Raw genomic sequence first — 25,823 nt, forward strand, 5'->3', positions numbered from 1 at the left:
GGCTATAAAATAGCCAATATATTGGCGTAGTATATTTAACATAGAGTTGCGAGCAGAAAAATAAAAAATGAAACATACATCCCCTGCTACAGCTGCTACGTGTAGCAGCTGTAGCAGGGATAAAGGGGGTTACTCATCATATTTGAAAAGCTCACTGCTCAGGTCGTGTATTAGCGCCATTTTTTGAGCTTTTTCACCTTCAGCTAAAGGCTTAATTTGACCTTCTCTCTCATTAACAATTCTGATAGCCTCAGCTAAAAATTCCCGCTTTATTACACGTTCTTCTGAATTGCCGACAAGTCCATAAATATTAACTAATTTCTCCCCGGGGAGTGTCAGGTAAGGTTTTATATAATTCAAGTTAAGAATGCAGTTGTACAATGTAAACTCATTCAGATAGCTTACGAGGTTTTGTCTGCACTCCCGAACGGTTAATATTTTTTCATCTATAATTAACTTGGCCAGTTCTTCGCTATTAATAATTTTCTCGGCTGCATCAAGCCGTTTATTTATTTTGCACAATGCAGATTCAACTTCATCCAGAATGCCCGTAATAGACTGTGGGTGGATGACAGAAAGTTCAAGCTCGTTGTAGAAACTTGTCATCTGAACCATGTTATTATACTGTTTTATCGCACTCATTATTATCAAATTATTGGCGCACATAACTAATATCCAATCGGGTTGTTTAAATTTGCGATCGATATTGACATGATCAGTAAAAATGCCGCGATACGTTAAAATTGTATTTATATCTGAAAGTAACTCTCCATTTTTTATCGTATTCCCGTTTAATTTGATGTTAAGAGCTAACTTAATAGTGCTAATAGCTGCTGAAATAAAACCTGGAGGTAGCTCATTAATTGATATGGCATTAGCTTTTTTATTTGCCTCGTTTAAATCGTCAATGCAAATGTTATGTATTATTTTAGATAACGTCAGATAAGGTGTAAGGACAACTGAGTCTGGAGAATTTTTAAGGTTGATAGCCAATTCTATCAAATCTAATTCAGAAAAAATTTCACCTTTAAGAGAACTGAAAACAAGATGCCAGATGACCTTGATATCCAGCCATGCATCTTTGTTTATCTCTATCGAATAAGGTTTGGTCGCTTTCTTATGAAACTCTTCTATTACAGATTCCAGCAACCGCTCATCGAATTTTTTCGATTCATAAAGATATTGATGTAATGCCAAATAATAGCTGTCATTCAGACCCTCTACATGAAAAAGGTATCGGTAAAAACTGGAAAGGTGTTCAGTCAGACCAGTCTTTCGTTCCAAAGCCAGCAGGACTCGAAGCGAAGAGTAAGCTACTTTAAAATCATTTAGTTGACCTTTAATTTTGTTAAACTCATCCTCGTCTAATGTTATCTGGGAATGTTCGATGCATTCATCTATGGCACTATTCATCCATGATTTTATCGGAGTGCTGTTTTTTCTGATATTTCTTATATATTCAGACAGTGGATTGAGAACTTTTTTATAACTCCCGTCAGGTGACTTAATAAGGTCCCTTAAATAGTTTTTCACTCCTTGTAGGATATCCCTTTCATTATTTTCCAGTGTTGGGCAATGATCACTCAATAAAAAAATATGAATATGAAAGTAGAATCCGCTGTTATTAGTGGTGTTGAAAGTTTTGTGTATATCAAGTGCCAGGCATGAAGAAACCCCGAGCTGAATATAACGCTCGAATACTTGGCTCCGGGTCAGAGTGCTGAACACGGGGTAAGACATGATTTGATTATAAAACATTTCGTATTTGTAGAACAAACTACGACGTTCTTCTTCACTGAATACTCTTTCTTTATCAATTATTCCGATTATCTCATTATAGCGCTGATTAAAAAACGCCTGATGACGCCAAAAACTCCCATATGCACGTATATCCCGCTGTTTACTCCCTTCCCTGAATACTCCCAAAATCTGACAGACGTCGTACATCAGTTTTGCAAATGCATGTGCCACTGAACTTCCTCCGGTTGGTTTCCATTTTTCTACGCGGACACTATCCCAGATGTTATGGCAAATTTCGAATCCAGCCAAAGACATCCAACAGGAGAAGTGAAAATGTCGAACGTTAGTGAACAAAAAGCACACCCGCTATGCATCCTACGCATGACTGAGTTGACGGCGATTCTTGGGATTTCGCGCTCAAGTATCTACGAAAAACTGAATCCGAAATCGAGGTACTACGATGCTGAGTTCCCTAAACCGGTCCGGCTAGGGGCAGCATCTGTTGGTTGGCGAGCTACTGCTATTGATGAGTGGATCGCTTCCCGTACAGTTTAATTTTTTTGGAAAAAAACAAAGGATGATGCAATGAGCAATAAATTTAAAAGTAAAATTAATCATGAGCTTAACCTGAACTATGGAAAATTACCACGGCGCATCAGGTATTGGGCTTCACATTTTTCCTACAAAACAGGAGTGGCTCTTGAGATAGCAACAGTTGCGCTATTAGCCTTTTTGGGTTTGGCTTGTCAGGATTTGTACTGTGTTAAACTAGTGGATAGACCGCGATCTTTCCTGGCATTGTATCTGCTGCTGCTTTCAAGGTCTGGTAGTGGAAAATCAAGTATATTCAGACTTTTGAAGGAGCCGGTTTTACAACTTGAGCGGGAGTTTGAAGACGATTACCGTGCGGAGCTTGAGGTATTTGAGCGAAACATTGTTCTTTGGGAAGCGCAGTTTAAAGTATTAAACAAGCGTTATAAAAAAGAACTGAGCCAGAGCGAAGACACAACGGAAACGGCTAAGGAACTAGAAGAGTGTATTGCTCGAAAGCCGAAGGCACCAGTTAGAAAATCCATTATTTTAACAAATCCGACAAGCGAAGCACTCGCAAAAGCAATCGGGCTGGGGTATCAAAACAGGGCTCTCTTCAACGATGAAGCAGCAACTGTGTACAGGAGGCTCGTCAATAATTCTGCGTCTCTTAACACATACTGGTGTGCAGATAAGGAAACTGTAGATAGAGCATCCAGTGAAAGTTTTGTTATTGAAAATTACGTGTTTTCATCATTTTTAATGATGCAACCGCAGCCATATAACAATACCCTCAGACAGAAAATGGCAAGCATCAGAGATACTGGGTTATATGCCCGTACCCTGATGATTGATATGGATCAGATTGCTGAACCATGCACCGCCAATAGTCGTTATGCACATGATGAGTCAGCGCTTTGTGACCTGTATTCACTTTTGACGCGGCTTATGAAAGCTGGTGTTAAGCGAAGAGAAAATGATGATGAATATATTGAACTTACCTTGGCTCAGGATGCACAAGAACTCTACGAATCAACATTACTGAACTTACAGCAGGAGATGGAACCTGGCGGCCTTTTGTACCACTATGATGATATAGGTGCTCGCCTTCCTGAGCAGAGCCTCAAGTTGGCAGGTATTTTTCAAATTTCTAGTGATCCTGATTCGACAGTAATAACCAAGGAACATTTGTCGTCAGCTTTGGATCTTACAGACTGGTTTGCCAATCACGCCATCACAAAAATTGATTCAACAAGAGAGCTTAGCGATGAAGAGAAAATATTGTTCTGGCTAGAGTCGCATCTTGTAGAAAATAGATCTTTCGAATTCAGAAGAAATGACATTATCAAAAAGGGGCCAAACTCAGTCAGGCGCGCTGAGAGGTTGATACCAGCGCTGGAAAAACTTGAGTCGAGAGGGAAGGTGCAATTATTCGAAGTGGCGGGTATAAATTATGTCAAATTTACTGGCTCAGAAATGGATCCTGTTTCTCTAGCTGAGAAAACTAATATACCCATATACCAGTCTGGATCACTGACACTGAGTAAGCTGGCTAAGCCTGAATAACTTCAGAGTAATTTTTATGGTCTATCAACGGGTTATCTTGCCCATGAACCCTGGTTGGTTGCGGGTTAGAGTGTCGCGAATAATATCGTTTCTTAGTTTTGGTTAGTCGGTATATGTAATATATGTCCTATATGTCCTATATGTCCTATATGTCCTATATGTCCTTATTAACATATACCTAGATACCAGTTAACTAATCGATCACTATACCAGACACCAGCATAGATAATCCATCTCTGTGATAGGAACTGTACGCCTAATCAAATGGGTAGCCCATTGCTACCCATTAATAAATAAATCTTACCTGAGTAATTTATTATGAGATCACCTTATGAGTTATCTGTAAAAGAATTTGAATCCCTGCTACTGGCAGCAGAAAAGAAATATGCCTCCAGGATATCACGCTATATGCTTCGTCGATCGCTTGCTGTGATATCTAACTATCTGGAAAGCTATCACCGGATATTTGCATTACGCGCTGACCTGAGATTTGCTCAGTCCCATGTGCCTGGAGAGCCAGACTTGCCGCTCTGCTTTCAGAAGGATGATGAGAAAGCTATAACTCGGGCTATAGAATCCCTTAAAAGCCAGTTACGGGAAGAGCACAAGCGTTCTGGCAGGACTGGTGAGCCTAGGCCACTCGGCTATATTTGGGCCAGAGAACGTGTTACCGGGGAACATCATCACTACCATCTCGTTCTGCTGTTTGACAAAGAGGTTTATGCCTATCTGGGGAATTACACTGAATCTGATGCTGATAATATGGCGACCCGTATTCAGAAAGCCTGGTGCAGCGCCATTGGGCTTGATTATCCTGAATATGCTTATCTCCCGCATTTCCCGAAGAATCATACCGCTTGGTTCACTCGGGATGACGCGTTAACGTTAAGTGATGACTATTATGAGTTCCTTCTACGAACAGCTTATCTGAGCAAAGACTACAGTAAAGATTTCTATGACGGTTATCGCAACTTTGGCACTAGCCAGCTAATACAGCAACCCTTGAGCGACAAATAAAACTTCAGTTGCAGACTTGCCGATAAAAGTGCAGGTCTGCATCTATTTCTTGATTCTGTGTCCACCATCACCTGACAAGCTGGCGATAATCACATTCCATCTGATCGATGAAATCATCACCGATTGTCGGAAACCCATTGGTTAAACACCATTCCCCTTGAATTTTAAATAAATCATAGAGATAGCTGTTCTTTTTGTGAGCGATATGAACAGGCACAAAAGGCCTGTTTTTTACGATAGCTTCGTTTAGTTTGCTGGTGCTGATGACATTGTATTGATCCCCTGTGATATCAATAACGATATCATCCAACTCCAGCCAGTAGTGAGTTATTGCATCATTTTTACCTGTTACTCCTGAGACACCTTTCAATTCCAGCTCAGGCCATAATTTCAGAAAGTGGAAGGAAAGTAGCATCGAAGCAAGCCTGCAGCTTTCAACAGGAAAGCTGTCTGGTACAAGGTAAGTTTTCGATGGATCACATTTTTCGAGCAGTTCCCGAAATCTGATAGCCTCTTTGAGTATTACCTGGACGGTTAACAAATTTATCTCCCTAATTATTATATGAGTGGTTGAAAGTCTCTGCAGATAGGAAAACGGTTTGCTCAGGCTTTTGAGATTGCTGACATGTCATAATCCTCCCATGCCTGCATCATCGGGCGTCGCTCATTCAGCAGGTCTTTACGATGGTAGGCTGCTTCAGATTTGTTCCTGATAGTTTGAGCCAATGCTTGCCTGGTTAGACCCCATGCGTGTAACCCAAGGAGCAATATCTTATAAAACCGGATTGCGCCATTACCGCACCCTCCTGTTTTTACTTGTGTGGATTAAGAATTGGTCTTATCCAGTGAGCTTTAATGTTGTAAATTCAACTTCAGCGAGGCTACCACTATCTGCCTTTTTCACAAAGTCAGCCCACCATTGCATCATTGGACGTCGTTGCTCAAGGTAATCACTGCGGTTGTAAGCACGACGTACCTCATTCTTATCCACATGGGCTAATGCTGCTTCAATGACATCAGGTGGAAACCCTTGCTCATTGAGTGCCGTACTGGCAATAGAACGTAAGCCGTGTGAAACGAGTACGCCTCCTAAGCCAGCACGCTTAAGGGCTGCATTCACTGTCTGGCTATTCATTGGCTGGGTAGGCTTAATGCGACTGGGAAAGATAAATTCTCGGCCACCACTGAGTGACTTCATCATTTCCAGAATAGAGAGAGCCTCATTGGATAATGGAACCGTATGGTCCCGGTTCATCTTCATTCGAGCTGCAGGAATTTTCCATTCGTTAACATCAAAATCGATCTCATCCCATCGAGCTTCAGCAGCTTCGGCAGGGCGTGTGATGGTGAGAAGTTGCCACATGAACAGACATCTTGTGGACAAGCTGATACTAGCCGTACGCATAGTCTGCATTAGCTGTGGAAGTTGATCCGGGCGGATGCTTGGCATGTTTTTCTTTTGCGGTTTCTCGAATGCTTTCCCGATGTTTACGCTGGGAACCGCATCAATCAGGCCCGTATTCTGCGCATAAATCATGACTTCATTAATTCGCTGACAAAGGCGTCGAACTGTCTCTAATGCACCTCTGGCCTGAACCGGCTGCACTGCTTTAACCAGAGTATGAGCCTTAATCTCAGTGACACTGATATCACCGATTGCCGGGAAAACATCTCTCTCAAGCGAGCGCCAGATATCGTCGGCATAGTCCTCTGTTACGCTGGCTTTCTTCACATTCCACCAACGCTCGGCAACTAACAGGAAAGTGTTGGTTTTGGCCTCTTGAGAATTTCTTACCTGTTCTTTCTGATGTTCCTGCGGATCAATGTCTTTCGCCAGTAAAACTCGAGATGCAGCTCTGAGTTTACGCGCATCAGAAAGTGAGACGGCAGGGTAGGCACCGAAGCTCTGTTTGGTTCGCTGCTTGGTCAGAGGGCGATAGTAACGGAACTGCCAGAGCTTACTACCGCTGGTCTTGATTAGCAGAGTAAGCCCGTCGCCGTCATACAGCTGGTAATCGGCATCTTTAGGTTTGGCGGCTTTGATTTCCGTATCGGTTAACGGCTTGGTTTTTCTTGCCATGATGGAGTCTCCATGCGTTTAGGCCCAACGAAAACAATAGAGCTTTTCGTTGGGCCTATCAATGGGCCTAAAAGGTTCGGATTTAATTAGTTCTCTTCGGACTTCGCGGGACAAATTGAGGGCACAAAAAAGCCCGCAGGGCTTGCGCCGTGCGGGCTCTTAGGACTTCATCGGATGACTCTGGTAATCACCGATGGAGAATTTTGGTGGAGCTGGCGGGAGTTGAACCCGCGTCCGAAATTCCTACATCCTCGGCACTACATGCTTAGTCCAGTCTTTACATTCGCTGGCCAGCTGCGGACGGACACGCCACTGACAAACTAGCCTGATTAGTTTTAACGCTTCAACCCCAGGCAGGGCTTCCACGCGATCTCTTTTGGGTTTGACCTCTCTTTATTCCCCGTCTTAAGAGCGGAAGCTAGGGAGAGAGGGCTCTTAGCAGGTTATTAAGCTGCTAAAGCGTAGTTTTCGTCGTTTGCGACTATTTTTTTGCGGCTTTTTACGAGGCCAACCGCCCCTCGGCATGCACCTTGGGTTTCGCGAATCCCGTCGAATCCAGAATCAGCCCCAATGTGTTAAGGCGAGTATAACAGATTTGTGAATGGAGTTACCAGCACTCGTTCGCACGATTATGGGGGCTGGGTGGGTGAAAAAGCAGCATCAACAACGATATAGCGCATAAGGGCCAACTGAGCCGGCCCTTAAAAAGAGGGGGATTAGCGACCGGCGTGTTTCATAATACGGGCTTTATCCAGCGCCCACTCGCGATCTTTGAGATCGGTACGCTTATCGTGCTGCTTCTTACCTTTGGCGACGCCGATTTTCACTTTGCACCAGGCGTTCTTCCAGTACAGCGACAGGGCTACGACAGTGTAGCCTTCACGGTTGATTCGGCCGTACAGGGCATCCAGCTCGCGCTGATTAAGCAGCAGCTTACGGGTACGCGTCGGGTCGCAGACGTAGTGGGTCGATGCCACGGCCATCGGCGTAAAGTTGGCACCAAAGAGATAGGCTTCGCCATCTTTCAGGATGACATAGCTGTCGCTGATGTTGGCTTTGCCGGCGCGCAGAGATTTGACTTCCCACCCTTGCAGGGCAAGACCAGCCTCGTATTCATCTTCGATAAAGTATTCATGGCGGGCGCGTTTATTCAGCGCAATGGTGGCTGATCCAGGTTTGTGGGCTTTTTTCTTGGTCATAATGTCCTGAAGTCATTGCTAAACGGGAACACAGTACCTCAATCCATCCTGCGAGGTGTAATGCGCTATCTTAGCACGAGTTGCGGCACAGCGTTTTTTTTAGCGGCAGATAAATGATATTATTTGCGATGTGTATAAATGTGGAACTTGCTATGCCTCAGATTAGCCGTACTGCGCTGGTGCCCTTCAGTGTGGAACAGATGTATCAACTCGTAAATGACGTGAAGTCCTATCCTGATTTTTTGCCTGGCTGCACCGGGAGCCGTGTGCTGGAGTCTGGGCCGACGCAGATGATGGCGGCGGTTGATGTGTCCAAAGCAGGCATCAGTAAGACCTTTACGACGCGTAATACCCTTACCAGTAACCAGAGCATTTTAATGAGCCTGGTCGATGGCCCGTTTAAAAAGCTGATTGGCGGCTGGAAGTTTATCCCGCTGAGCTCGGATGCCTGCAAAATTGAGTTTCATCTCGATTTTGAATTCACCAATATGCTGATTGAGATGGCGTTTGGTCGCATCTTCAAAGAGCTGGCATTAAATATGGTCCAGGCTTTCACGGCCAGGGCCAAAGAGGTCTATCGTGTCGGCTAACATCGTGGTGGAAGTTGCCTATGCCTTGCCGGAGAAGCAGTACCTGCAAAGCGTAAAGCTTGAAGAGGGCGCAACGGTTGAACAGGCGATTATTGCCAGCGGCCTGCTGGCGCTGCGCGGCGATATCGATCTGGCGAAGAACAAGGTCGGAATCTACAGTCGCCCGGTTAAGCTGAATGATGTGGTGCATGATGGCGATCGGGTGGAAATCTACCGCCCGCTGATTGCCGATCCGAAAGAGCTGCGTCGTCAGCGCGCGGAGAAAAATGCCGGGAAATAGCGGCGAAAGGGATAAAAAAAGCGCTCAGTGAGCGCTTTTTGTCTTTTTGCAGCAAGGTGTTTACTGCATTACTCGTTGGTCAGAGCCGGTTTGTTATCAATGTTGGTTAACACGCCGCTGCTGTTGAAGGTCAGCGTTAGCGTCTGCTGGGTGATTTTTTCATGCCCAGGCTGCTGACGGAAAACATAGAACCAGGTGTTGGTACCAAACGGATCCGACATCATTGGGGTACCCAGCGCATAAGCAACCTGCTGTTGCGTCATGCCGACACGAATTTTTGCTACATCGTTGGGTGCCAGATAGTTACCCTGGTTGATATCAGGACGGTAAACCACTCGTTCCAGAGTGGAACAGCCTGCGGTCAACATGAGAAGAACCGCTGCGGCAGCAGTCAGCGTTTTACAGCGCATAGTGATTTTATTCCTTTTCGGGCCCGAGCAGTACGTGGCTCATCTGTAATATGCCGATAATAATAGACCTTTGCCCAGTTGGAAACCTTCGACTGCAGGTCTTGCGGCAATTTGCTGTTCACTATGACTCTGCGAAAATCAAAAAGTTTACGCCGCGAGCAACTCTTTCGCGTTTGCCAGCGTATTACGAGTGACTTCGCTACCGCCCAGCAGACGGGCCAGTTCCTGCAGTCGCGCCCGTTTGTCGAGCGGGTGCATATGGGCTTCCGTCATCTCGCCGTCGGTCTCTTTGCAGACGAAGAAATGATGATGGCCACAGCCGGCAACCTGCGGCAGGTGAGTGACGCACATGACCTGGGTCGATTCGCCCAGCTGACGCAGCAGTTTGCCGACGACTGCCGCCGTCGGGCCGCTGATACCGACATCTACCTCATCGAAAATCAGGGCCGGCGTTTCCATCTTCCGCGCGGTAATGACCTGAATGGCCAACGCAATACGCGACAGTTCGCCACCGGAAGCGACTTTAGCAATGGGCTGAAGCGGCTGTCCCGGGTTGGTGGTGACGCGAAACTCGATACGGTCGGCCCCTTCGGCGGTGAGATGACGCTCATCAAAGGCAACCTCGATGGCAAACACCCCGTGAGGCATGGAAAGTGAGCGCATACTCTCCGTGATTAACTGCGCCAGCTCTTGCGCACTGTTTTGACGCAGAGCGTGCAGCTGCTGAGCAGTCTCTAGCGCCAGCTGATGGTGTTCTATCACGGTCTGGCTAAGTGATTCCAGCGAGCCCGCGCTGTCGTCCAGCAGCCGCTGCTCTTCCAGCAGACCCTGATAAAATGCGGGGAGCTCTTCCGGGGTGATCTGATGCTTACGCGCCAGGGCTATCTGGCGAGAGATGCGTTGCTCGAGCTCGAACAGACGATTCGGGTCGAGATCCAGACGGTCGTTATAGTGACGCAGTTCGTCGCTGGCTTCGCTGAGCTGAATAGCCGCCTCTTCAAGCATATCCAGCACGCCCGAGAGCTTGCTGTCCATACCGACGAGCTCGGTCACCAGCTGCCTGGCAGTGTAGAGCTGGCTCTGCAGGTTGGCTTCTTCGCCATCTGCGAGCACCGTCAGCGCGTGCTGACAGGTGGTCAGCAGCTGGCCGCTGTTGGCCAGACGTTTGTACTCTTCATCGATTTGTTCGAACTCACCCGGCTGCGGATTGAACTCATTCAACTCTTTCAGCTGATATTGCAGCAGGTCGGCGCGGGCTGCGCGTTCCTGGCTCTGCTGCTGATGCTGGGCCAGCTCGCGGCAGCTTTGATGCCACTGGCGGTAGTGTTCAGCCATACGCTGAGTAAGCGCATACTCACCGGTATAACCATCGAGCAGCGTTTTTTGGTGTTCTGGCTTCGTTAATAGCTGGTGCGCGTGCTGGCCGTGGATCTGAATAAGCAGCTGACCAAGCTCGCGAAGCTGGGAGAGGGGAACGGCGGTACCGTTAATGAAGCCGCGCGAACGACCGTCGGTGCTGATGACGCGGCGAAGTAAACACTCACGTCCGCTTTCCAGCTGGTTCTCTTCCAGCCAGCGCTGCGCCGCCGGAGTATCTTTTAAGGCGAAGCGGGCGCACAGGTCTGCGCGGCTGGCGCCTCTTCGCACCATGTCTGCTTCGGCTCTTCCGCCGAGGCACAGCCCCAGCGCATCAATGGCAATAGATTTCCCTGCACCGGTTTCCCCGGTGATCGCGGTCATTCCGCTGTGAAAATCGATTTCCAGTTCACGAACGATAGCAAAGTTACTGATGGTGAGTTGCGCCAGCATAGCTGCCTTCCTGTATGAAAAACCATTACTGTGTTTTCGTACAGTATAGACTGGTTTTTTATCCAGTAAAGAGGCGACTGCTAAAATCAGAACAATTTTTTCGACCAGCCGAGTTTGGTGCTCAATGTATTGAAATAGCTGTAATCTTTTGGATGAATGAGATTCAGATGATAATCGCAGCGGTGGATAAGGACATCTTCGCCATCCTGAATCGGCAGCGCTATCTGGCTGTCGCAGCTGATCTCCAGATCGCTGCAGCGCTGGGAAAAACGCAGGCGAATGGTGCTGTCGCCGTTAATCACCAGCGGACGCGCCGAGAGGGTATGCGGGAACATAGGGACCAGGGTAATGGCATCCAGGGAGGGTGTCAGGATGGGGCCTCCGGCGGATAATGAATAGGCGGTGGAGCCCGTCGGCGTGGAGATAATCAGGCCGTCTGAACGTTGGGAGAAGGCAAACACCTCATCGATATACACTTCGAACTCAATCATATGCGCGACTTTGCCCGGGTGCAGGACCACTTCATTAATCGCTGTGCTGATGCGCTTCTGGCAATCTTGCTGGCAGACCTGGGCTTCCAGCAAAAAACGTTTTTCCGAAATGTAGTGGCCTTCCAGGACGTCGGCGAGCTGCTGCAGAGCGTTATCCGGGTCGAGATCGGTCAGAAAACCGAGGTTGCCGCGGTTAATGCCGATGACGTTGATATCGTAACGTGCCAGCGTTCGCGCTGCGCCGAGCATATTGCCGTCGCCGCCCACCACTACCGCCAGATCCGCCTGCTGACCAATTTCCGCCAGCGTGCCCGTTTTGACGTTGCTAAGCTGGAGCTCATGGGCAATCTGTTGTTCGACCAGAACCTCGTAGCCTTTGCCGGAGAGCCAGCGCCAGAGCATTTCATGTGTGGTCAGCGCGGTTGGGTGACGAGGGTGTCCCACAATGCCTATACACTTGAAATGGTTCTTCATGTTCTGGATGTCCTTGCGTTAAATGAATGATGACAATCTGACAGCTTCCCTTGAAACCCGGAAACGGATCCCCATAATAAGCGAAGTTAGCGAGATGAATGCGAAAAAAACGCGGAGAAATTCATGAGTAGTAAAGAACAGAAAACGCCTGACGGGCAAGCCCCGGAAGAAATTATCACGGAACAGCACGAGAACGTTGAGGCGGTTGAGCCTGAAGTTTCTGCTGAGCAGGTGGATCCGCGCGATGAAAAAATTGCGAATCTGGAAGCGCAGCTGGCTGAAGCTCAGACTCGTGAACGCGATGGTGTCCTGCGCATAAAAGCGGAAATGGAAAACCTGCGTCGTCGTACCGAGCTGGACGTGGAAAAAGCGCACAAATTTGCTCTGGAGAAGTTCGTTAACGAACTGCTGCCGGTTATCGACAGCCTGGACCGCGCGCTGGAAGTGGCCGATAAAGCCAATCCGGACATGGCTTCCATGGTTGAAGGTATTGAGCTGACGCTGAAGTCGATGCTGGATGTCGTACGCAAATTCGGTGTGGAAGTGATTGCCGATACCAACGTGCCGCTGGATCCTAACGTGCACCAGGCCATCGCCATGGTTGAGTCTGACGATGTGGCGGCTGGCAACGTGCTGGGCGTGATGCAAAAGGGCTATACCCTGAACGGTCGTACCATTCGCGCAGCGATGGTAACCGTAGCGAAAGCGAAATAATTCGCCTCCAACGGCCGCCCAAGGGCGGCCGTTTTTTATTGTTTTTATCGCGTTGCGGTTTTGTTGCCAGGAAAGCTGCGGGCAAAAAAAACGGCGAATCCAGGGTCCACCGTCTCTGCGTCAGGCCTGTCGATTACTCGGCGGCGCTCTCGCGAAGTGGCTTCACCGGCTTGACCTTCACCTGCTTAATCATATTGTCCTGGACGTCGAGAATATCGATATCATATTGCTCGATGCGCACGCGCGTGCCGGGAACCGGGATCTCTTCCAGCGCCTCCAGAATAATCCCGTTAACCGTTCGGGCCTCATCTTCCGGCAGATGCCAGTTAAACGCTTTATTGATTTCGCGCACGTTGGCGCTGCCATCAATGATGACGGTTCCGTCGGTTAACGGCGTGACTTCTTCAGCCAGCGTCGGCGACATTGAGGTAGTGAAGTCACCGACAATCTCTTCGAGAATATCTTCTACCGTCACCAGCCCCTGGATGTCACCGTACTCATCGACCACCAGGCCTACTTTCTTCTTATTGCGCTGGAACTTCACCAGCTGCGTGCTGAGCGGCGTTCCTTCCGGCACGAAGTAAATTTCATCGGCGGCGCGCAGCATCACCTCTTTGGTGAACTCTTTTTTCTCGGTCATCAGGCGATAGGCTTCACGTACGCGCAGCATGCTGATGGCGTCGTCCAGCGAGCCGCGATACAGCACGATGCGTCCGTGAGGAGAGTGAGTCAGCTGGCGAACGATTGATTTCCAGTCGTCGTTAATATCAATACCGATAATTTCATTGCGCGGGACCATGATGTCATTGACGCTGACCTTTTCGAGATCCAACACCGACAGCAGCATGTCCTGGTTACGGCGGGAGATTTGGGTCCGCGACTCGTTCACGATGGTGCGCAGCTCATCTTTGCTCAGCGCGCCGCTGACGATAATATCGGTTTTGATGCCCATCATGCGCATCAGGAGGCGGGTGATGGTGTTCAGCAGCCAGACCAGCGGCATCATCAGCACCTGCAGCGGCGCCAGTAAGAAGCTGCTCGGGTAGGCGACCTTTTCCGGATACAGCGCCGCGATGGTTTTAGGCAGGACCTCGGCAAAAACCAGGACCACGAAGGTCAGTACGCCGGTGGCAATGGCCACCCCGGCATCGCCATACAGACGCATACCGACAATCGTCCCCAGCGCGGAGGCGAGGATGTTGACGAGGTTATTGCCGATCAGCACCAGGCTGATTAAACGGTCGGGTTTGCGCAGCAGCTTTTCTACGCGCTTTGCCTGGCGGTTGCCTTGTTTCGCCATATGCCGCAGTCGATAGCGGTTCAGGGTCATCATCCCGGTTTCAGAACCGGAGAAATAGGCGGAGATAATCACCATGATAATCAGCGTCACGATCAGCGTGGTGGTAGATATGTGTTCCAGGGGGGACTCCTTAACGCCTGGCCCGGTAGGCTATTTTATGAGCCTGCTGGCGCTGAGCGCGCCAGTCTTCAGGCTTTCTGCAATGATGACACCTGCCGGGACAGGCGGGTGTTCGGGGTTAACTAATAAACTGTTGAAGCACGCGGCTGCCAAAGTAAGCCAGCGTCAGCAGGCCTGCGCCGGTGACGTTAAACCAGACGACTCGACGACCGCGCCATCCTTCATGATAGTGGCCCCACAACAGAACGATATAGACGAACCACGCGACGATCGACAGCACGGCTTTATCGATATTTTCCGTGCTAAACAGGTTATGCATATAAAACAAACCGGTGCACAACGTCAGCGTCAGCAGGACCACGCCGACCTGCGTAATATGAAACATTTTACGCTCGATACTCATCAGCGGCGGCATTTCATGGCTGAAGGCCAGCTTTTTGTTCTTCAACTGATAATCGATCCATGCCAGCTGGAGCGCATACAGCGCGGCAATAATCAGCGTCGCATAAGAGAAGAGCGACAGGCCGATGTGCACCAGCATTCCCGGCGTGGTTTCCAGATGGGTGATGTATTCGTTCGGCACGAAAGTGGCGAAAGCCAGGTTAATCAACGCAAATGCGTAGACGATAGGCAGCAGCAGCCAGCCGCGGTTACGCGACGCGACGATAGTCATCACCGTACAGATCATCAGACTGACCAGCGAACCGACGTTTAATAAACTGAGATTCTGTCCGCTCTCGCCGCCGGGGAAAATACGTGACTCCAGCGCAAAAGCATGACAAATCAACGCAATAGTTGCGGAAAGAATCGCCATCCGCCGCCAGCTGCTGTTTTTTTGCAACAGGCCGGGGATGATCAGCGCAAGGCTGATGGAGTAGGCGACAAGCGCGAGCAGAGCAAAAACAGGCATATGGGTGTCGACTGTTGACTAAATAAGAAAGAGAAGCAGTATAGCGTCACGCGACGTCTGCTCCAACCGTTGCATCACATCGCGCTTCATGTCGTGTTATACTGCGCCAAATCCGTGTTTTCGTGTCGCTGCTGCGACCGACAGTTTCCACCTCAGGCGAGAGACAATGTTTGATAATTTAACCGATCGTTTGTCGCGTTCGCTGCGCAACATTAGCGGCCGCGGACGCCTTACCGAAGACAATATTAAAGATACCCTGCGTGAAGTCCGCATGGCGCTGCTGGAGGCGGACGTCGCGCTGCCTGTCGTTCGTGACTTCATCAGCCGCGTCAAAGAGAGCGCGGTGGGTCATGAAGTAAACAAAAGCCTGACCCCGGGTCAGGAGTTTGTCAAAATCGTACGTAACGAGCTGGTTGCGGCGATGGGCGAAGAGAACCAGGCGCTGGATTTAGCCGCTCAGCCGCCGGCCGTCGTGCTGATGGCGGGTCTGCAGGGGGCGGGTAAAACCACCAGCGTCGCGAAGCTGGGTAAATTCCTGCGTGAGAAGCACAAGAAGAAAGTGCTGGTGGTCTCCGCGGACGTTTATCGCCCGGCGGCGATTAAACAGCTGGAAACGTTGGCTGAGCAGGTTAACGTTGATTTCTTCCCGTCCGATGTGGGCCAGAAGCCGATCGATATCGTTAACGCCGCGCTGAAAGAAGCGAAGCTGAAGTTCTACGACGTGCTGCTGGTGGATACCGCCGGTCGTCTGCACGTTGATGAAGCGATGATGGACGAAATCAAACAGGTCCACGCTTCTCTTAACCCGGTAGAAACGCTGTTCGTCGTTGATGCGATGACCGGTCAGGATGCCGCGAATACCGCCAAAGCCTTTAACGAAGCGCTGCCGCTGACCGGCGTGGTGCTGACCAAAGTCGATGGCGACGCCCGCGGCGGTGCCGCGCTGTCGATTCGCCACATCACCGGTAAACCGATTAAGTTCCTTGGCGTCGGTGAAAAGACCGAAGCGCTGGAGCCATTCCACCCGGATCGTATTGCTTCCCGTATTCTCGGCATGGGCGACGTGCTGTCGCTGATCGAAGATATCGAGAGCAAGGTTGACCGCGCGCAGGCCGAGAAGCTGGCCTCTAAGCTGAAGAAAGGCGATGGTTTCGATCTGACCGATTTCCTTGAGCAGCTGCGTCAGATGAAAAACATGGGCGGCATGGCCAGCCTGATGGGCAAACTGCCCGGCATGGGGCAGATCCCGGACAACGTGAAATCCCAGATGGATGACAAAGTGCTGGTGCGGATGGAAGCGATCATCAACTCGATGACGCTGAAAGAGCGTGCTAAGCCGGAAATCATTAAAGGTTCACGTAAGCGCCGTATCGCCGCCGGCTGCGGGATGCAGGTGCAGGATGTGAACCGTCTGCTCAAACAGTTTGATGATATGCAGCGCATGATGAAGAAGATGAAGTCGAAAGGCGGCATGATGAAGATGATGCGTGGGATGAAAGGGATGATGCCCCCAGGATTCCCTGGTCGCTAATCGGCCTGGCTTGTTTGCCATTTCGGCACCGGGGTGTGCTCGCCATCCTCACGTACTACGTGTACGCTCCGGTGGCTGCGCGCACGTCGGCACCGAACTGAGCGCACCGCCGACGGCCTTTTATAGCAGACTTATCAACTGTTGATTGCAATTTCCCCAAAAATGAGTAAAATTTTCGGGCTTTTAATATGACACCCGGGCTCCGTTCCTCGATGGGGCCCGGGTGTTCTATTCACACAAGAGGATGTTATGGTAACTATTCGTTTAGCTCGTCACGGCGCTAAAAAGCGTCCGTTCTACCAGGTTGTTGTCACCGACAGCCGTAATGCACGCAACGGTCGCTTCATTGAGCGCGTTGGTTTCTTCAACCCGATCGCTTCTGCGAACGAAGAAGAAACGCGTCTGGATCTGGATCGTATCGCTCACTGGGTTGGCCAGGGCGCTACCGTTTCCGATCGCGTTGCAGCGCTGATCAAAGCAGCAAACAAAGCAGCTTAATCTGTCACGGTGGTCATGATGAGCAAGCAACACACCGCACAAGCACCTGTTGATCCGATCGTATTGGGCAAGATGGGTTCTTCCTACGGTATCCGTGGTTGGCTCAGAGTGTTTTCCTCCACCGAAGACGCCGAAAGCATTTTTGACTATCAGCCCTGGTTAATCCAGAAGGCGGGTCAGTGGCAGGTCGTTGAGCTGGAAAGCTGGCGCCACCATAATCAGGACATCGTTATTAAGCTGAAAGGCATTGACGATCGTGATGCTGCGAATCTGCTGACTAATTGCGAAATTGTCGTGGATTCCTCGCAGCTGCCGAAGCTCGAAGAGGGTGACTATTACTGGAAAGACCTGATGGGCTGCCAGGTAGTAACCACAGAAGGCTATGGCCTTGGTAAAGTCATCGACATGATGGAAACCGGGTCAAATGACGTTCTCGTCATTAAGGCAAACCTGAAAGATGCATTTGGTATCAAGGAGCGGCTGGTTCCGTTCCTCGATGGGCAGGTTATCAAGAAAGTCGATCTCGCTACTCGCACAATCGAAGTAGACTGGGATCCTGGTTTTTAAATTCTCCGGATAAACGGTAAAAGACGGCGCTATGTGGATTGGCATAATTAGCCTGTTTCCTGAAATGTTCCGCGCAATTACCGATTACGGGGTAACTGGCCGGGCAGTAAAAAATGGCCTGCTGAGCATCCAGAGCTGGAGTCCTCGTGACTTTGCTCATGACCGGCACCGTACCGTGGACGATCGTCCTTACGGCGGCGGACCGGGGATGCTAATGATGGTGCAACCCTTACGGGACGCCATTCACACAGCAAAAGCCGCGGCAGGTGAAGGCGCAAAGGTGATTTATCTGTCACCTCAGGGACGCAAGCTTGATCAAGCGGGCGTCAGCGAACTGGCAACGAATCAGAAACTGATTCTGGTGTGCGGTCGCTATGAAGGCATAGATGAGCGCGTAATCCAGACCGAAATTGACGAAGAATGGTCAATCGGTGATTACGTCCTCAGCGGTGGTGAGTTACCAGCCATGACGCTGATTGACTCCGTTTCCCGGTTTATTCCGGGGGTTCTGGGTCATGAGGCATCGGCAACGGAAGATTCCTTTGCCGATGGATTGCTGGACTGCCCACACTATACCCGTCCTGAAGTGTTAGAAGAGATGGAAGTACCGCCAGTTTTGCTGTCGGGAAACCATGCTGAGATTCGTCGCTGGCGTTTGAAACAGTCGCTGGGCCGTACCTGGCTTAGAAGACCTGAACTTTTGGAAAACCTGGCTCTGACTGAAGAGCAAGCAAAGTTGCTGGCGGAGTTCAAAACTGAACACGCAAAACAGCAGCATAAACATGATGGGATGGCGTAAGCCCCCAATATCAGTTTACCCAGGATAAGAGATTAAATTATGAGCAACATTATTAAGCAACTTGAACAAGAACAGATGAAGCAGGACGTACCTTCCTTCCGTCCGGGTGATACCGTGGAAGTGAAAGTATGGGTTGTTGAAGGTTCCAAAAAACGTCTGCAGGCATTCGAGGGCGTGGTTATCGCTATTCGTAACCGCGGTCTGCACTCTGCATTCACTGTTCGTAAAATTTCCAACGGCGAAGGCGTTGAGCGTGTCTTCCAGACTCACTCTCCGGTAGTTGACAGCATTGCTGTTAAACGTCGTGGTGCTGTACGTAAAGCTAAACTGTACTACCTGCGTGAGCGTACCGGTAAGTCTGCTCGTATCAAAGAGCGTCTTAACTAAGATTCGCTTTCGCGACATCCTGATGAAAAGGGCTGGCCCGTTGGGCCGGCCCTTTTTTTATCTTCAATTTAACCATTCTGATGTAAATCATTTACAATATCGCTCTCATTTCGGAGGGGCGGTGGTCAGCAAACTTTCTCTACACTCAGCGTTTATACGGCGGGCCGCATGGCTGGCGCTGTTTTCGATCCTGCTGATTGTGATTGCGCCGCTGATCTCGGTCTCATTGCAAAAAGATCCGATGAGCGCTATGCCCGGCATGCATCATGCCATGATGATGGCGGATATGCCGCATGAGCAGATGATGTCCCACCCGGTGGATTCTCCTGCGCCCCAGTCGACGCACACGATGCCGCTCGACCATGCGGAGGCCTGTGGCTACTGCGTGCTGCTGGCTCACGTTCCGGGGCTGCTGTTTGCGCTGGCGCTGCTTATCTCCGTTATCCTGCGCCGCGTGCGCGTGCTTTTCCCCTGTCTGGTGCTGAAGCGCCGGCATTTCTTCCCCTGGCTGTACCCCGAAACCCGCGCGCCGCCGCATCGGTCTGCTTTTTCTGCTTTCTAAAATAACAAGGCGCACAGCGCCACGTTCTCTTTTTGCTTTCAGAAAGGAAAAGTATGACTACCTGCACCTCGCGCGCGGCATGGCTGAACCTGCTGCGACGCCTCCATTTCTATATTGGTCTGTTTATCGGGCCGTTTATCTTCGTGGCGGCCCTTACCGGGACGCTGTACGTGGCCACTCCACAGCTGGAGAACTGGCTCTATCAGGATGCCCTTCGTGGCTCGTTGAGCGGCGATCGTCAGCCGCTTAGCGCCCAGCTGGCAGTCGCGGAAGAGACGACTCAGGGGAATCTTCGTTTACAGGCGTTGCGCCCGGCGATTAAGGCCGGGGAGACCACGCGGGTGATGTTTGCCGATCCGCAGTTGGGAGAGTCTGAGTCCCGGGCGATCTTTATCGACCCGGTAACGCTGAAAGTGAAGGGCGATATGACGGTCTATGGTACCAGCGGAATTTTACCGCTGCGCCAGTGGATCGATTACGCCCATAAATCATTGCTGCTCGGGGATAGCGGCCGGCTTTATAGCGAGCTGGCTGCATCATGGATGTGGGTTGCGGCTCTCGGTGGCATTGTCCTCTGGGCGATGACTCGTCCCCGCAGGCGGATAAATAATCGTATGCAGAATAGCCGTCGTCTGCATGTTTCTCTGGGCTGGGGGCTACTGGCAGGTATGCTGCTTTTCTCCGCCACCGGGCTGACCTGGTCGCAGTGGGCCGGCGGCAATGTGGATAAAATGCGCGCGGCATTCGGCTGGCTGACCCCGCAGGTGAATACGCAGCTGCATAGTGCCATGCCGATGCCGCATGATCCGCATGCCGAACACCATATGGGGCATCGGGCAGATGCGGCGCCGGCGGCGAAAGGCGAGCAGTTTGATCGGGTGCTGACGATCGCGCGTGCGGCGGGTCTCGCTGCCAGCAAGCTGGAAATCCGCCCTCCGGCGGCGGCGGGGCGGGCGTGGACGGTCAATGAAATTGACCGAAGCTGGCCCACGCAGGTGGATGCTGTGGCGATTGATGGGGAGACCATGCAGGTTGTCGATCGCACCCGCTTTGTCGATTTCCCGTTAATGGCGAAGCTCACCCGCTGGGGCGTGGATTTCCATATGGGGATTCTGTTTGGTCTTGCCAATCAACTGCTGCTGATCGCGTTTGGGATCGCGCTGTGCGTGATGATTGTGGTGGGGTATCGCCTGTGGTGGATCCGGCGGCCGGCTCATGCGGCGTTTAACCCGGCGAATACCCTGATTCAGGCGTGGTTCAACCTGGGATGGCCCGCCCGCGCGCTCACGCTGGCGATGGCAGTGATGCTGGGGCTGGCGTTACCGTTAATGGGCGCCAGCCTCGCGGCAGGACTGGTGATTGACTATCTGCGCTGGCGGGCGGCAACGGCCGTCATGCTCGCGAAGTCGGTCGACTAAGTGCCTACGGCGTGCTGATGACCACCGTAACGCGACGGTTTTCAGCACGCCCTTTCGCCGTATCGTTGCTGGCGATAGGATATTTTTTCCCTAACCCGCGGGTCGTTAAATTGCTACGCGGGATACTGGCCCCCTTCGCCCAGTCATCCGCGACGATGTTGGCGCGTTTAAGCGACAGCATTTCGTTATAGCCGTCTTCACCGTAGTTATCGGTGTGTCCGTCTAACCGGGCGTGCGTAATCCCGGTAGAAGCCAGACGAGAGGCCATTTTCTGGATTTGCGCCTGGCTATCGCTGCGCAGATGGTAGTCATTTTTATCAAACAGGATGCTGTCGGACAAACCCAGCGACCAGTCGCCATCACTTTCTGTAAAGCCGTAGGACTTCATGGCAGCAACCTGTTCCTGAGAGAATTTCCCTTGCGGGGCCTGACAGCCGGTGAGTAAAACTGCGGCCATCAGTGCGGGAGCAAAATATTTCCTGAGCATGGTTGTTCCTTTTATTTTTGTACTTGAGGAATACGCCGGTGTTTCATCCGATACATATGTTGATCGGCGAACTCCTGCAGGTTCTCCGCTGACGCATGTTCCCAGGCCAGCGCATAGCCAATGCTGAGCGACAGGGTCGCAGTATGGCCGTTATGCAGATTAAACGGTTCAAGAAACTGGCTGGATAACGATGTGCAGAGCGTCTTGACTTCCGCCTCTGAGTGTACGTCACGCAACAAGATCGCGAATTCGTCACCGCCTAAACGCCAGGCCTGATGGCGCTTGCTGACAAAATTCATCAGCCGGCTGGCGACTTCGATGAGGACCTTGTCTCCCGTCGCATGACCCCAGTTATCATTAATCAGCTTAAAATTATCGCCATCAAGAAAGAGCAATGCCGAACTGCGTCGGGCAGCCTCATCTTTCATTAATGTACTGATAACGTTGCGAAACGCAGCGCGATTGGCCAGTCCGGTGAGGGGATCATGTAACGAGGTGCGTAACAGCTGGGCATTTTTAGCCTGCAGCTGTTGCTGCCAGTCCTCCATTTCACCCAACAGGCTATTAAAGTCCTGGGCGAACAGATGGAACTCCTCGATACGCTCTTCAGGGACCCTACGGGAGAAGTGGCGGTTTTCCCGGATGTCATGTACCACCTCGGTAATGCTTTGTAAGGCGGTGACGATACCGTGGTGCAGAGAATGCGTCAGCAATAAGGCGATAAATGAGGCCAGCAGAATACTGCCGGTCAAAACAATAATAGATATGCCGAGGAAGTGGCTTATCAGGCTGTCCAGCGCCGTCAGCCGAAGTTCGCCGACGACCTTCCCCAGATGCAAGATTGGCTGGGTTGTGGGTTCAGGAAACAGCCATTTGCTGATGAGGCCGCTGAATTTCTCCTGCCGAACCAGGTCCGTATTACGCCAGACGGCGAAGTGATTTTGCTGGTTATCCAGCACCAGCGCTTCGGAAAACTGCCCCTGCCTGCCGAGCGTCGCCAGCGTCTCTTCTGCCGCAGCGCTGTCATCGAAAACCAGCGCGGCTTCAAGACTACGGCTCATCGTGGCGGCCGTCAGCGCCAGATTCTTCTGCGCATACTGTTTCAAGGTAAAGACTGACGCGGTACTCAGCAATAGCCAGACCAGGGTCATAGAGATCACTACGCTTATTACGCTGATGCGGCGTAGTGCGCGTTTAAAGGTGGGGCGCGGAGCCTGAGAGAAATCCTTATTCATGTGCGTTATTCCGGGCAAGCATCAGTACGTCTGGATTAACCCGCACACCGCTGTGTGTCAGGACATCCAGATTCACGGAGAATCTGACCCTTTTGTCATTTATGATCAGGCAAAAAGCACTGCCGATTGCACACTCGCTATTTTGTTCCGCAATGAGTAATAAGGGGCGTGATGGATATTCTGCCGTGAGCTTCGCCTGTTGAGAGGGCGACTCGCTGCCAAAATAAAATCCATCACAAACCGTATTCAACGCTTCTTCTGTATTACGCACAATGACCGGTTTGTACGGTAAAGCCTCAGGATGTTCCTGAGCCAGGCTGTAGGTATAACGCGAGGTAGAAAAAATACACAGCCTCGGTGGGCCAGATAACGCTGGCCAGCGGGTATAGGTGACAATACCCGAAACAATAGCCCGAACATTTTTAGGTGCGTCAGCGGCAAAAGCGGGGTAGCCCACGATAAATAACAAAAAAATAAAAAAAAGACGGTAGAACTCTTTCATTAACGGATCCGTCAGGTTCGTCGGGTGCATGAATTGCAGATCGCTGATGCCCGGGCGCAGGATACCATTGTTGGTGGGGAGCGTCATTAACCGCCCACTTTGCTTTGAGATAATTCTGACCAGGATTATTCGTAAACGAAGGTGGGGGAAAGGTGAGCGTCAGCAGGGGTAAATATGGTGTTGTACCAATAAGTTTACACTTATGGCGAAATAAAGGGCCATTTAATTTGCTGGTGTAAAGTAAAATTTACGGATTATGGATTGAAATCTTTACTTTGTGTGGTATCGTTACGTCATTCCTCACCGAGGAACCAACTATCGCAAACGAGCTACACAGGATCGCAATCATGCAAAAAGACGCGCTGAATAACGTACATATTACCGACGAACAGGTTCTGATCACGCCGGATCAGCTGAAAGCTGAATTCCCGCTGAGCCTCGAACAAGAAGCGCAAATCGCGCAGTCCCGTCAGACCATATCTGACATTATTGCCGGCCGCGATCCGCGTCTGCTGGTGGTGTGTGGACCTTGCTCGATCCACGATCCAGAGGCGGCAATTGAATACGCTCATCGTTTTAAAGCACTTGCCGAAGAGGTCAGCGATAGCCTCTACCTGGTCATGCGCGTCTATTTTGAAAAGCCTCGTACTACCGTGGGCTGGAAAGGGTTGATTAACGATCCGCATATGGATGGCTCGTTTGATGTTGAAGGCGGTCTGAAGATTGCGCGTCGCTTGCTGGTAGAGCTGGTTAACATGGGGTTACCGCTGGCAACGGAAGCGCTGGATCCAAACAGCCCGCAGTACCTCGGCGATCTGTTTAGCTGGTCTGCTATCGGCGCACGCACGACCGAATCCCAGACTCACCGTGAAATGGCGTCAGGTCTGTCAATGCCGGTTGGCTTTAAAAACGGTACCGACGGTAGCCTGTCGACGGCAATTAACGCGATGCGCGCCGCGGCGATGCCGCACCGTTTCGTCGGGATTAACCAGGCCGGCCAGGTTTGTCTGCTGCAAACCCAGGGCAATCCGAACGGCCACGTTATTCTGCGCGGCGGTAAAGCCCCTAACTACGGCCCGGAAGATGTCGAGAAGTGTGAAAAAGAGATGGCTCAGGCGGGACTGAAACCGTCACTGATGGTAGATTGCAGCCATGGGAATTCTAATAAAGACTACCGCCGCCAGCCTGCGGTTGCGGAATCCGTCGTCGCACAGATTAAAGATGGTAATCGTTCCATCATTGGCCTGATGATCGAAAGTAATATCCACGAAGGTAATCAGTCTTCTGAACAGCCGCGTTGTGATATGAAATACGGCGTGTCCGTCACCGATGCCTGCATCAGCTGGGAAACGACTGATGCCCTGCTGCGCGAACTGGATCAGGATCTGCGCGGTCATCTGGCGGCTCGTCTGGGGTAAGAGGATAGTATGGTTGCTGAACTGACCGCGTTACGCGATCAAATTGATGAAGTCGATAAGGCGCTGCTGGGGCTACTGGCGCGCCGCCTGGAGCTGGTTGCCGAAGTCGGAGAGGTCAAAAGCCAGTATGGGCTGCCGATTTACGTCCCGGAACGGGAAGCGGCGATGCTGGCTTCCCGACGGGAAGAGGCGTCGGCGCTGGGCGTTCCGCCCGATCTTATCGAGGACGTGCTGCGTCGCGTCATGCGCGAGTCATATTCCAGCGAGAATGATAAAGGCTTCAAAACGCTGTGTCCGAATCTGCGCCCGGTGGTGATTGTCGGCGGCGGTGGGCAGATGGGGCGTCTGTTTGAGAAAATGCTGACGCTTTCAGGCTACCAGGTACGTATCCTGGAGAAAGACGACTGGGCGCGGGCAGCGGACATTGTTGCTGATGCCGGAATGGTCATCGTTAGCGTGCCTATCCATGCGACGGTCGATACAATTGGTCAGCTGCCGCCGTTACCGGCGGACTGTATCCTGGTCGACCTGGCGTCGGTGAAAGCGGAACCTTTGCAGGCGATGCTGGCCGCGCACCGTGGTCCGGTACTGGGTCTGCACCCGATGTTCGGGCCGGACAGCGGCAGCCTGGCGAAGCAGGTGGTGGTTTACTGCGATGGTCGTCAGCCGGAGGCGTATCAGTGGTTCCTTGAGCAAATTCAGGTCTGGGGCGCCCGCCTGCACCGTATCAGCGCCGTTGAACACGATCAGAATATGGCTTTTATTCAGGCGCTACGTCACTTTGCGACCTTTGCCTATGGCCTGCATCTGGCGGAAGAAAACGTTCGCCTCGAACAGCTGCTGGCGTTGTCATCCCCGATCTACCGCCTTGAGCTGGCGATGGTTGGCCGCCTGTTTGCGCAGGATCCGCAGCTGTATGCGGATATTATTATGTCATCGGAAAACAATCTGGCGCTGATTAAACGCTACTACCAGCGTTTTGGTGAAGCGATTGGCCTGCTGGAGCAGGGGGATAAACAGGCGTTTATCGACAGCTTCCGCAAAGTGGAGCACTGGTTTGGCGATTATGCCCAGCGCTTCCAGAGCGAAAGTCGGACGCTGCTGCGTCAGGCGAATGATAACCGGCAGTAACGGAAAACCGTATATAATCAAAGCCAGAGGGGGAACCCGCTGGCTTTTTTTATAGGG

Annotated in this window: 27 protein-coding genes and 1 other RNA gene; 15 read left to right on the forward strand and 13 right to left on the reverse strand. The window is 51.1% G+C overall.

The window, feature by feature from the left end; all coding sequences use genetic code 11:
* Positions 1-129 precede the first annotated feature (129 nt).
* A complete protein-coding gene (locus tag DSD31_RS06090; RefSeq protein WP_205318365.1) occupies positions 130-1,971 on the reverse strand; it encodes a hypothetical protein in 1,842 nt (613 codons plus the stop codon).
* Between the two features lie 150 nt (positions 1,972-2,121).
* On the opposite strand from DSD31_RS06090, the gene DSD31_RS06095 reads away from it, so the two are divergent.
* From DSD31_RS06095 to DSD31_RS06105, 3 genes are all read left to right on the forward strand, one after another.
* Positions 2,122-2,295 carry a helix-turn-helix transcriptional regulator gene (locus tag DSD31_RS06095; RefSeq protein WP_226875014.1) on the forward strand — a complete coding sequence of 58 codons (174 nt, stop codon included), beginning with the start codon at positions 2,122-2,124 and terminating at the stop codon, positions 2,293-2,295.
* A 30-nt stretch (positions 2,296-2,325) separates the two neighbouring features.
* Positions 2,326-3,837, forward strand: coding sequence for a DUF3987 domain-containing protein (locus DSD31_RS06100; protein WP_113990898.1), 1,512 nt, complete (start codon positions 2,326-2,328; stop codon positions 3,835-3,837).
* Positions 3,838-4,155: 318 nt separating this feature from the next.
* Positions 4,156-4,854 (forward strand): inovirus Gp2 family protein, encoded by a 699-nt coding sequence (locus tag DSD31_RS06105; protein ID WP_113990899.1) that lies wholly within the window; start codon positions 4,156-4,158, stop codon positions 4,852-4,854.
* Between the two features lie 67 nt (positions 4,855-4,921).
* Here DSD31_RS06105 and DSD31_RS06110 read toward each other — a convergent pair whose 3' ends face one another.
* The 4 genes from DSD31_RS06110 to smpB form a co-directional block, all read right to left on the reverse strand.
* Complete coding sequence (locus tag DSD31_RS06110) at positions 4,922-5,395, reverse strand: hypothetical protein (RefSeq protein WP_113990900.1); 474 nt, start codon at positions 5,393-5,395, stop codon at positions 4,922-4,924.
* Positions 5,396-5,692: 297 nt separating this feature from the next.
* On the reverse strand, positions 5,693-6,934 hold the full coding sequence (locus tag DSD31_RS06120; protein ID WP_113990901.1) for an integrase: 1,242 nt from the start codon (positions 6,932-6,934) through the stop codon (positions 5,693-5,695).
* A 204-nt stretch (positions 6,935-7,138) separates the two neighbouring features.
* Positions 7,139-7,503, reverse strand: a transfer-messenger RNA (tmRNA) gene (ssrA, locus tag DSD31_RS06125).
* Positions 7,504-7,650: 147 nt separating this feature from the next.
* Complete coding sequence (gene smpB / locus DSD31_RS06130) at positions 7,651-8,133, reverse strand: SsrA-binding protein SmpB (protein ID WP_004866580.1); 483 nt, start codon at positions 8,131-8,133, stop codon at positions 7,651-7,653.
* A 152-nt stretch (positions 8,134-8,285) separates the two neighbouring features.
* Between smpB and DSD31_RS06135 the strand changes: the two genes are divergently transcribed.
* Positions 8,286-8,723: a type II toxin-antitoxin system RatA family toxin gene (locus DSD31_RS06135; protein ID WP_004866577.1), complete on the forward strand. Its 438-nt coding sequence runs from the start codon at positions 8,286-8,288 to the stop codon at positions 8,721-8,723.
* Positions 8,713-9,003, forward strand: coding sequence for an RnfH family protein (locus DSD31_RS06140; protein WP_004866575.1), 291 nt, complete (start codon positions 8,713-8,715; stop codon positions 9,001-9,003). Before DSD31_RS06135 ends, DSD31_RS06140 begins: the two co-directional genes overlap by 11 nt.
* Before the next feature lie 68 nt (positions 9,004-9,071).
* Here DSD31_RS06140 and bamE read toward each other — a convergent pair whose 3' ends face one another.
* The 3 genes from bamE to nadK form a co-directional block, all read right to left on the reverse strand.
* Positions 9,072-9,413, reverse strand: a complete 342-nt coding sequence (gene bamE, locus DSD31_RS06145) for an outer membrane protein assembly factor BamE (protein ID WP_004866572.1) — start codon at positions 9,411-9,413, stop codon at positions 9,072-9,074.
* Positions 9,414-9,560: 147 nt separating this feature from the next.
* Positions 9,561-11,222, reverse strand: a complete 1,662-nt coding sequence (recN, locus tag DSD31_RS06150) for a DNA repair protein RecN (protein WP_113990902.1) — start codon at positions 11,220-11,222, stop codon at positions 9,561-9,563.
* An 86-nt stretch (positions 11,223-11,308) separates the two neighbouring features.
* The gene (gene nadK, locus DSD31_RS06155; protein ID WP_004866566.1) at positions 11,309-12,187 is read right to left on the reverse strand and encodes an NAD(+) kinase; all 879 of its coding nucleotides are present in this window, start codon (positions 12,185-12,187) and stop codon (positions 11,309-11,311) included.
* 123 nt (positions 12,188-12,310) lie between these two features.
* On the opposite strand from nadK, the gene grpE reads away from it, so the two are divergent.
* A complete protein-coding gene (gene grpE, locus DSD31_RS06160) occupies positions 12,311-12,901 on the forward strand; it encodes a nucleotide exchange factor GrpE (RefSeq protein WP_004866563.1) in 591 nt (196 codons plus the stop codon).
* A gap of 133 nt (positions 12,902-13,034) precedes the next feature.
* Here the strand turns inward: grpE and DSD31_RS06165 are convergent, their stop codons facing one another.
* Together DSD31_RS06165 and DSD31_RS06170 are read right to left on the reverse strand one after the other, a co-directional pair.
* The gene (locus tag DSD31_RS06165) at positions 13,035-14,321 is read right to left on the reverse strand and encodes an HlyC/CorC family transporter (RefSeq protein WP_032718085.1); all 1,287 of its coding nucleotides are present in this window, start codon (positions 14,319-14,321) and stop codon (positions 13,035-13,037) included.
* Between the two features lie 118 nt (positions 14,322-14,439).
* Positions 14,440-15,231: a cytochrome C assembly family protein gene (locus tag DSD31_RS06170; RefSeq protein ID WP_004866556.1), complete on the reverse strand. Its 792-nt coding sequence runs from the start codon at positions 15,229-15,231 to the stop codon at positions 14,440-14,442.
* 166 nt (positions 15,232-15,397) lie between these two features.
* Between DSD31_RS06170 and ffh the strand changes: the two genes are divergently transcribed.
* From ffh to DSD31_RS06205, 7 genes are all read left to right on the forward strand, one after another.
* Positions 15,398-16,762: a signal recognition particle protein gene (gene ffh, locus DSD31_RS06175; protein WP_004866553.1), complete on the forward strand. Its 1,365-nt coding sequence runs from the start codon at positions 15,398-15,400 to the stop codon at positions 16,760-16,762.
* Positions 16,763-17,011: 249 nt separating this feature from the next.
* A complete protein-coding gene (rpsP, locus tag DSD31_RS06180; RefSeq protein WP_004866550.1) occupies positions 17,012-17,260 on the forward strand; it encodes a 30S ribosomal protein S16 in 249 nt (82 codons plus the stop codon).
* A gap of 18 nt (positions 17,261-17,278) precedes the next feature.
* Positions 17,279-17,827 carry a ribosome maturation factor RimM gene (gene rimM / locus DSD31_RS06185; protein ID WP_004866548.1) on the forward strand — a complete coding sequence of 183 codons (549 nt, stop codon included), beginning with the start codon at positions 17,279-17,281 and terminating at the stop codon, positions 17,825-17,827.
* Between the two features lie 31 nt (positions 17,828-17,858).
* Entirely contained in the window at positions 17,859-18,626 is a 768-nt protein-coding gene (trmD, locus tag DSD31_RS06190; RefSeq protein ID WP_004866546.1) for a tRNA (guanosine(37)-N1)-methyltransferase TrmD, read from the forward strand.
* A gap of 39 nt (positions 18,627-18,665) precedes the next feature.
* Complete coding sequence (rplS, locus tag DSD31_RS06195) at positions 18,666-19,013, forward strand: 50S ribosomal protein L19 (RefSeq protein WP_002914145.1); 348 nt, start codon at positions 18,666-18,668, stop codon at positions 19,011-19,013.
* A 121-nt stretch (positions 19,014-19,134) separates the two neighbouring features.
* Positions 19,135-19,575: a DUF2946 domain-containing protein gene (locus DSD31_RS06200; protein ID WP_004866543.1), complete on the forward strand. Its 441-nt coding sequence runs from the start codon at positions 19,135-19,137 to the stop codon at positions 19,573-19,575.
* Positions 19,576-19,628: 53 nt separating this feature from the next.
* Positions 19,629-20,993, forward strand: coding sequence for a PepSY-associated TM helix domain-containing protein (locus tag DSD31_RS06205; protein WP_015585929.1), 1,365 nt, complete (start codon positions 19,629-19,631; stop codon positions 20,991-20,993).
* A gap of 4 nt (positions 20,994-20,997) precedes the next feature.
* Here the strand turns inward: DSD31_RS06205 and DSD31_RS06210 are convergent, their stop codons facing one another.
* The 3 genes from DSD31_RS06210 to DSD31_RS06220 are packed head-to-tail and all read right to left on the reverse strand — an operon-like array spanning position 20,998 to position 23,217.
* Complete coding sequence (locus DSD31_RS06210; RefSeq protein WP_004866538.1) at positions 20,998-21,480, reverse strand: OmpA family protein; 483 nt, start codon at positions 21,478-21,480, stop codon at positions 20,998-21,000.
* Positions 21,481-21,491: 11 nt separating this feature from the next.
* Entirely contained in the window at positions 21,492-22,715 is a 1,224-nt protein-coding gene (gene dgcN / locus DSD31_RS06215; RefSeq protein ID WP_015585931.1) for a diguanylate cyclase DgcN/YfiN, read from the reverse strand.
* Entirely contained in the window at positions 22,708-23,217 is a 510-nt protein-coding gene (locus DSD31_RS06220) for a regulatory sequestration protein YfiR (protein ID WP_032718208.1), read from the reverse strand. Before DSD31_RS06220 ends, dgcN begins: the two co-directional genes overlap by 8 nt.
* A gap of 347 nt (positions 23,218-23,564) precedes the next feature.
* Here DSD31_RS06220 and aroF point away from each other — a divergent pair, with 347 nt between their 5' ends.
* Both aroF and tyrA read left to right on the forward strand, forming a co-directional pair.
* Positions 23,565-24,635: a 3-deoxy-7-phosphoheptulonate synthase AroF gene (aroF, locus tag DSD31_RS06225; protein WP_004866527.1), complete on the forward strand. Its 1,071-nt coding sequence runs from the start codon at positions 23,565-23,567 to the stop codon at positions 24,633-24,635.
* Between the two features lie 9 nt (positions 24,636-24,644).
* On the forward strand, positions 24,645-25,766 hold the full coding sequence (gene tyrA / locus DSD31_RS06230) for a bifunctional chorismate mutase/prephenate dehydrogenase (RefSeq protein ID WP_004866523.1): 1,122 nt from the start codon (positions 24,645-24,647) through the stop codon (positions 25,764-25,766).
* The last annotated feature ends 57 nt before the right edge of the window (positions 25,767-25,823 follow it).

Source organism: Klebsiella sp. X13 (assembly GCF_003323835.1).
Taxonomy (GTDB): Bacteria; Pseudomonadota; Gammaproteobacteria; order Enterobacterales; family Enterobacteriaceae; genus Klebsiella; species Klebsiella ornithinolytica.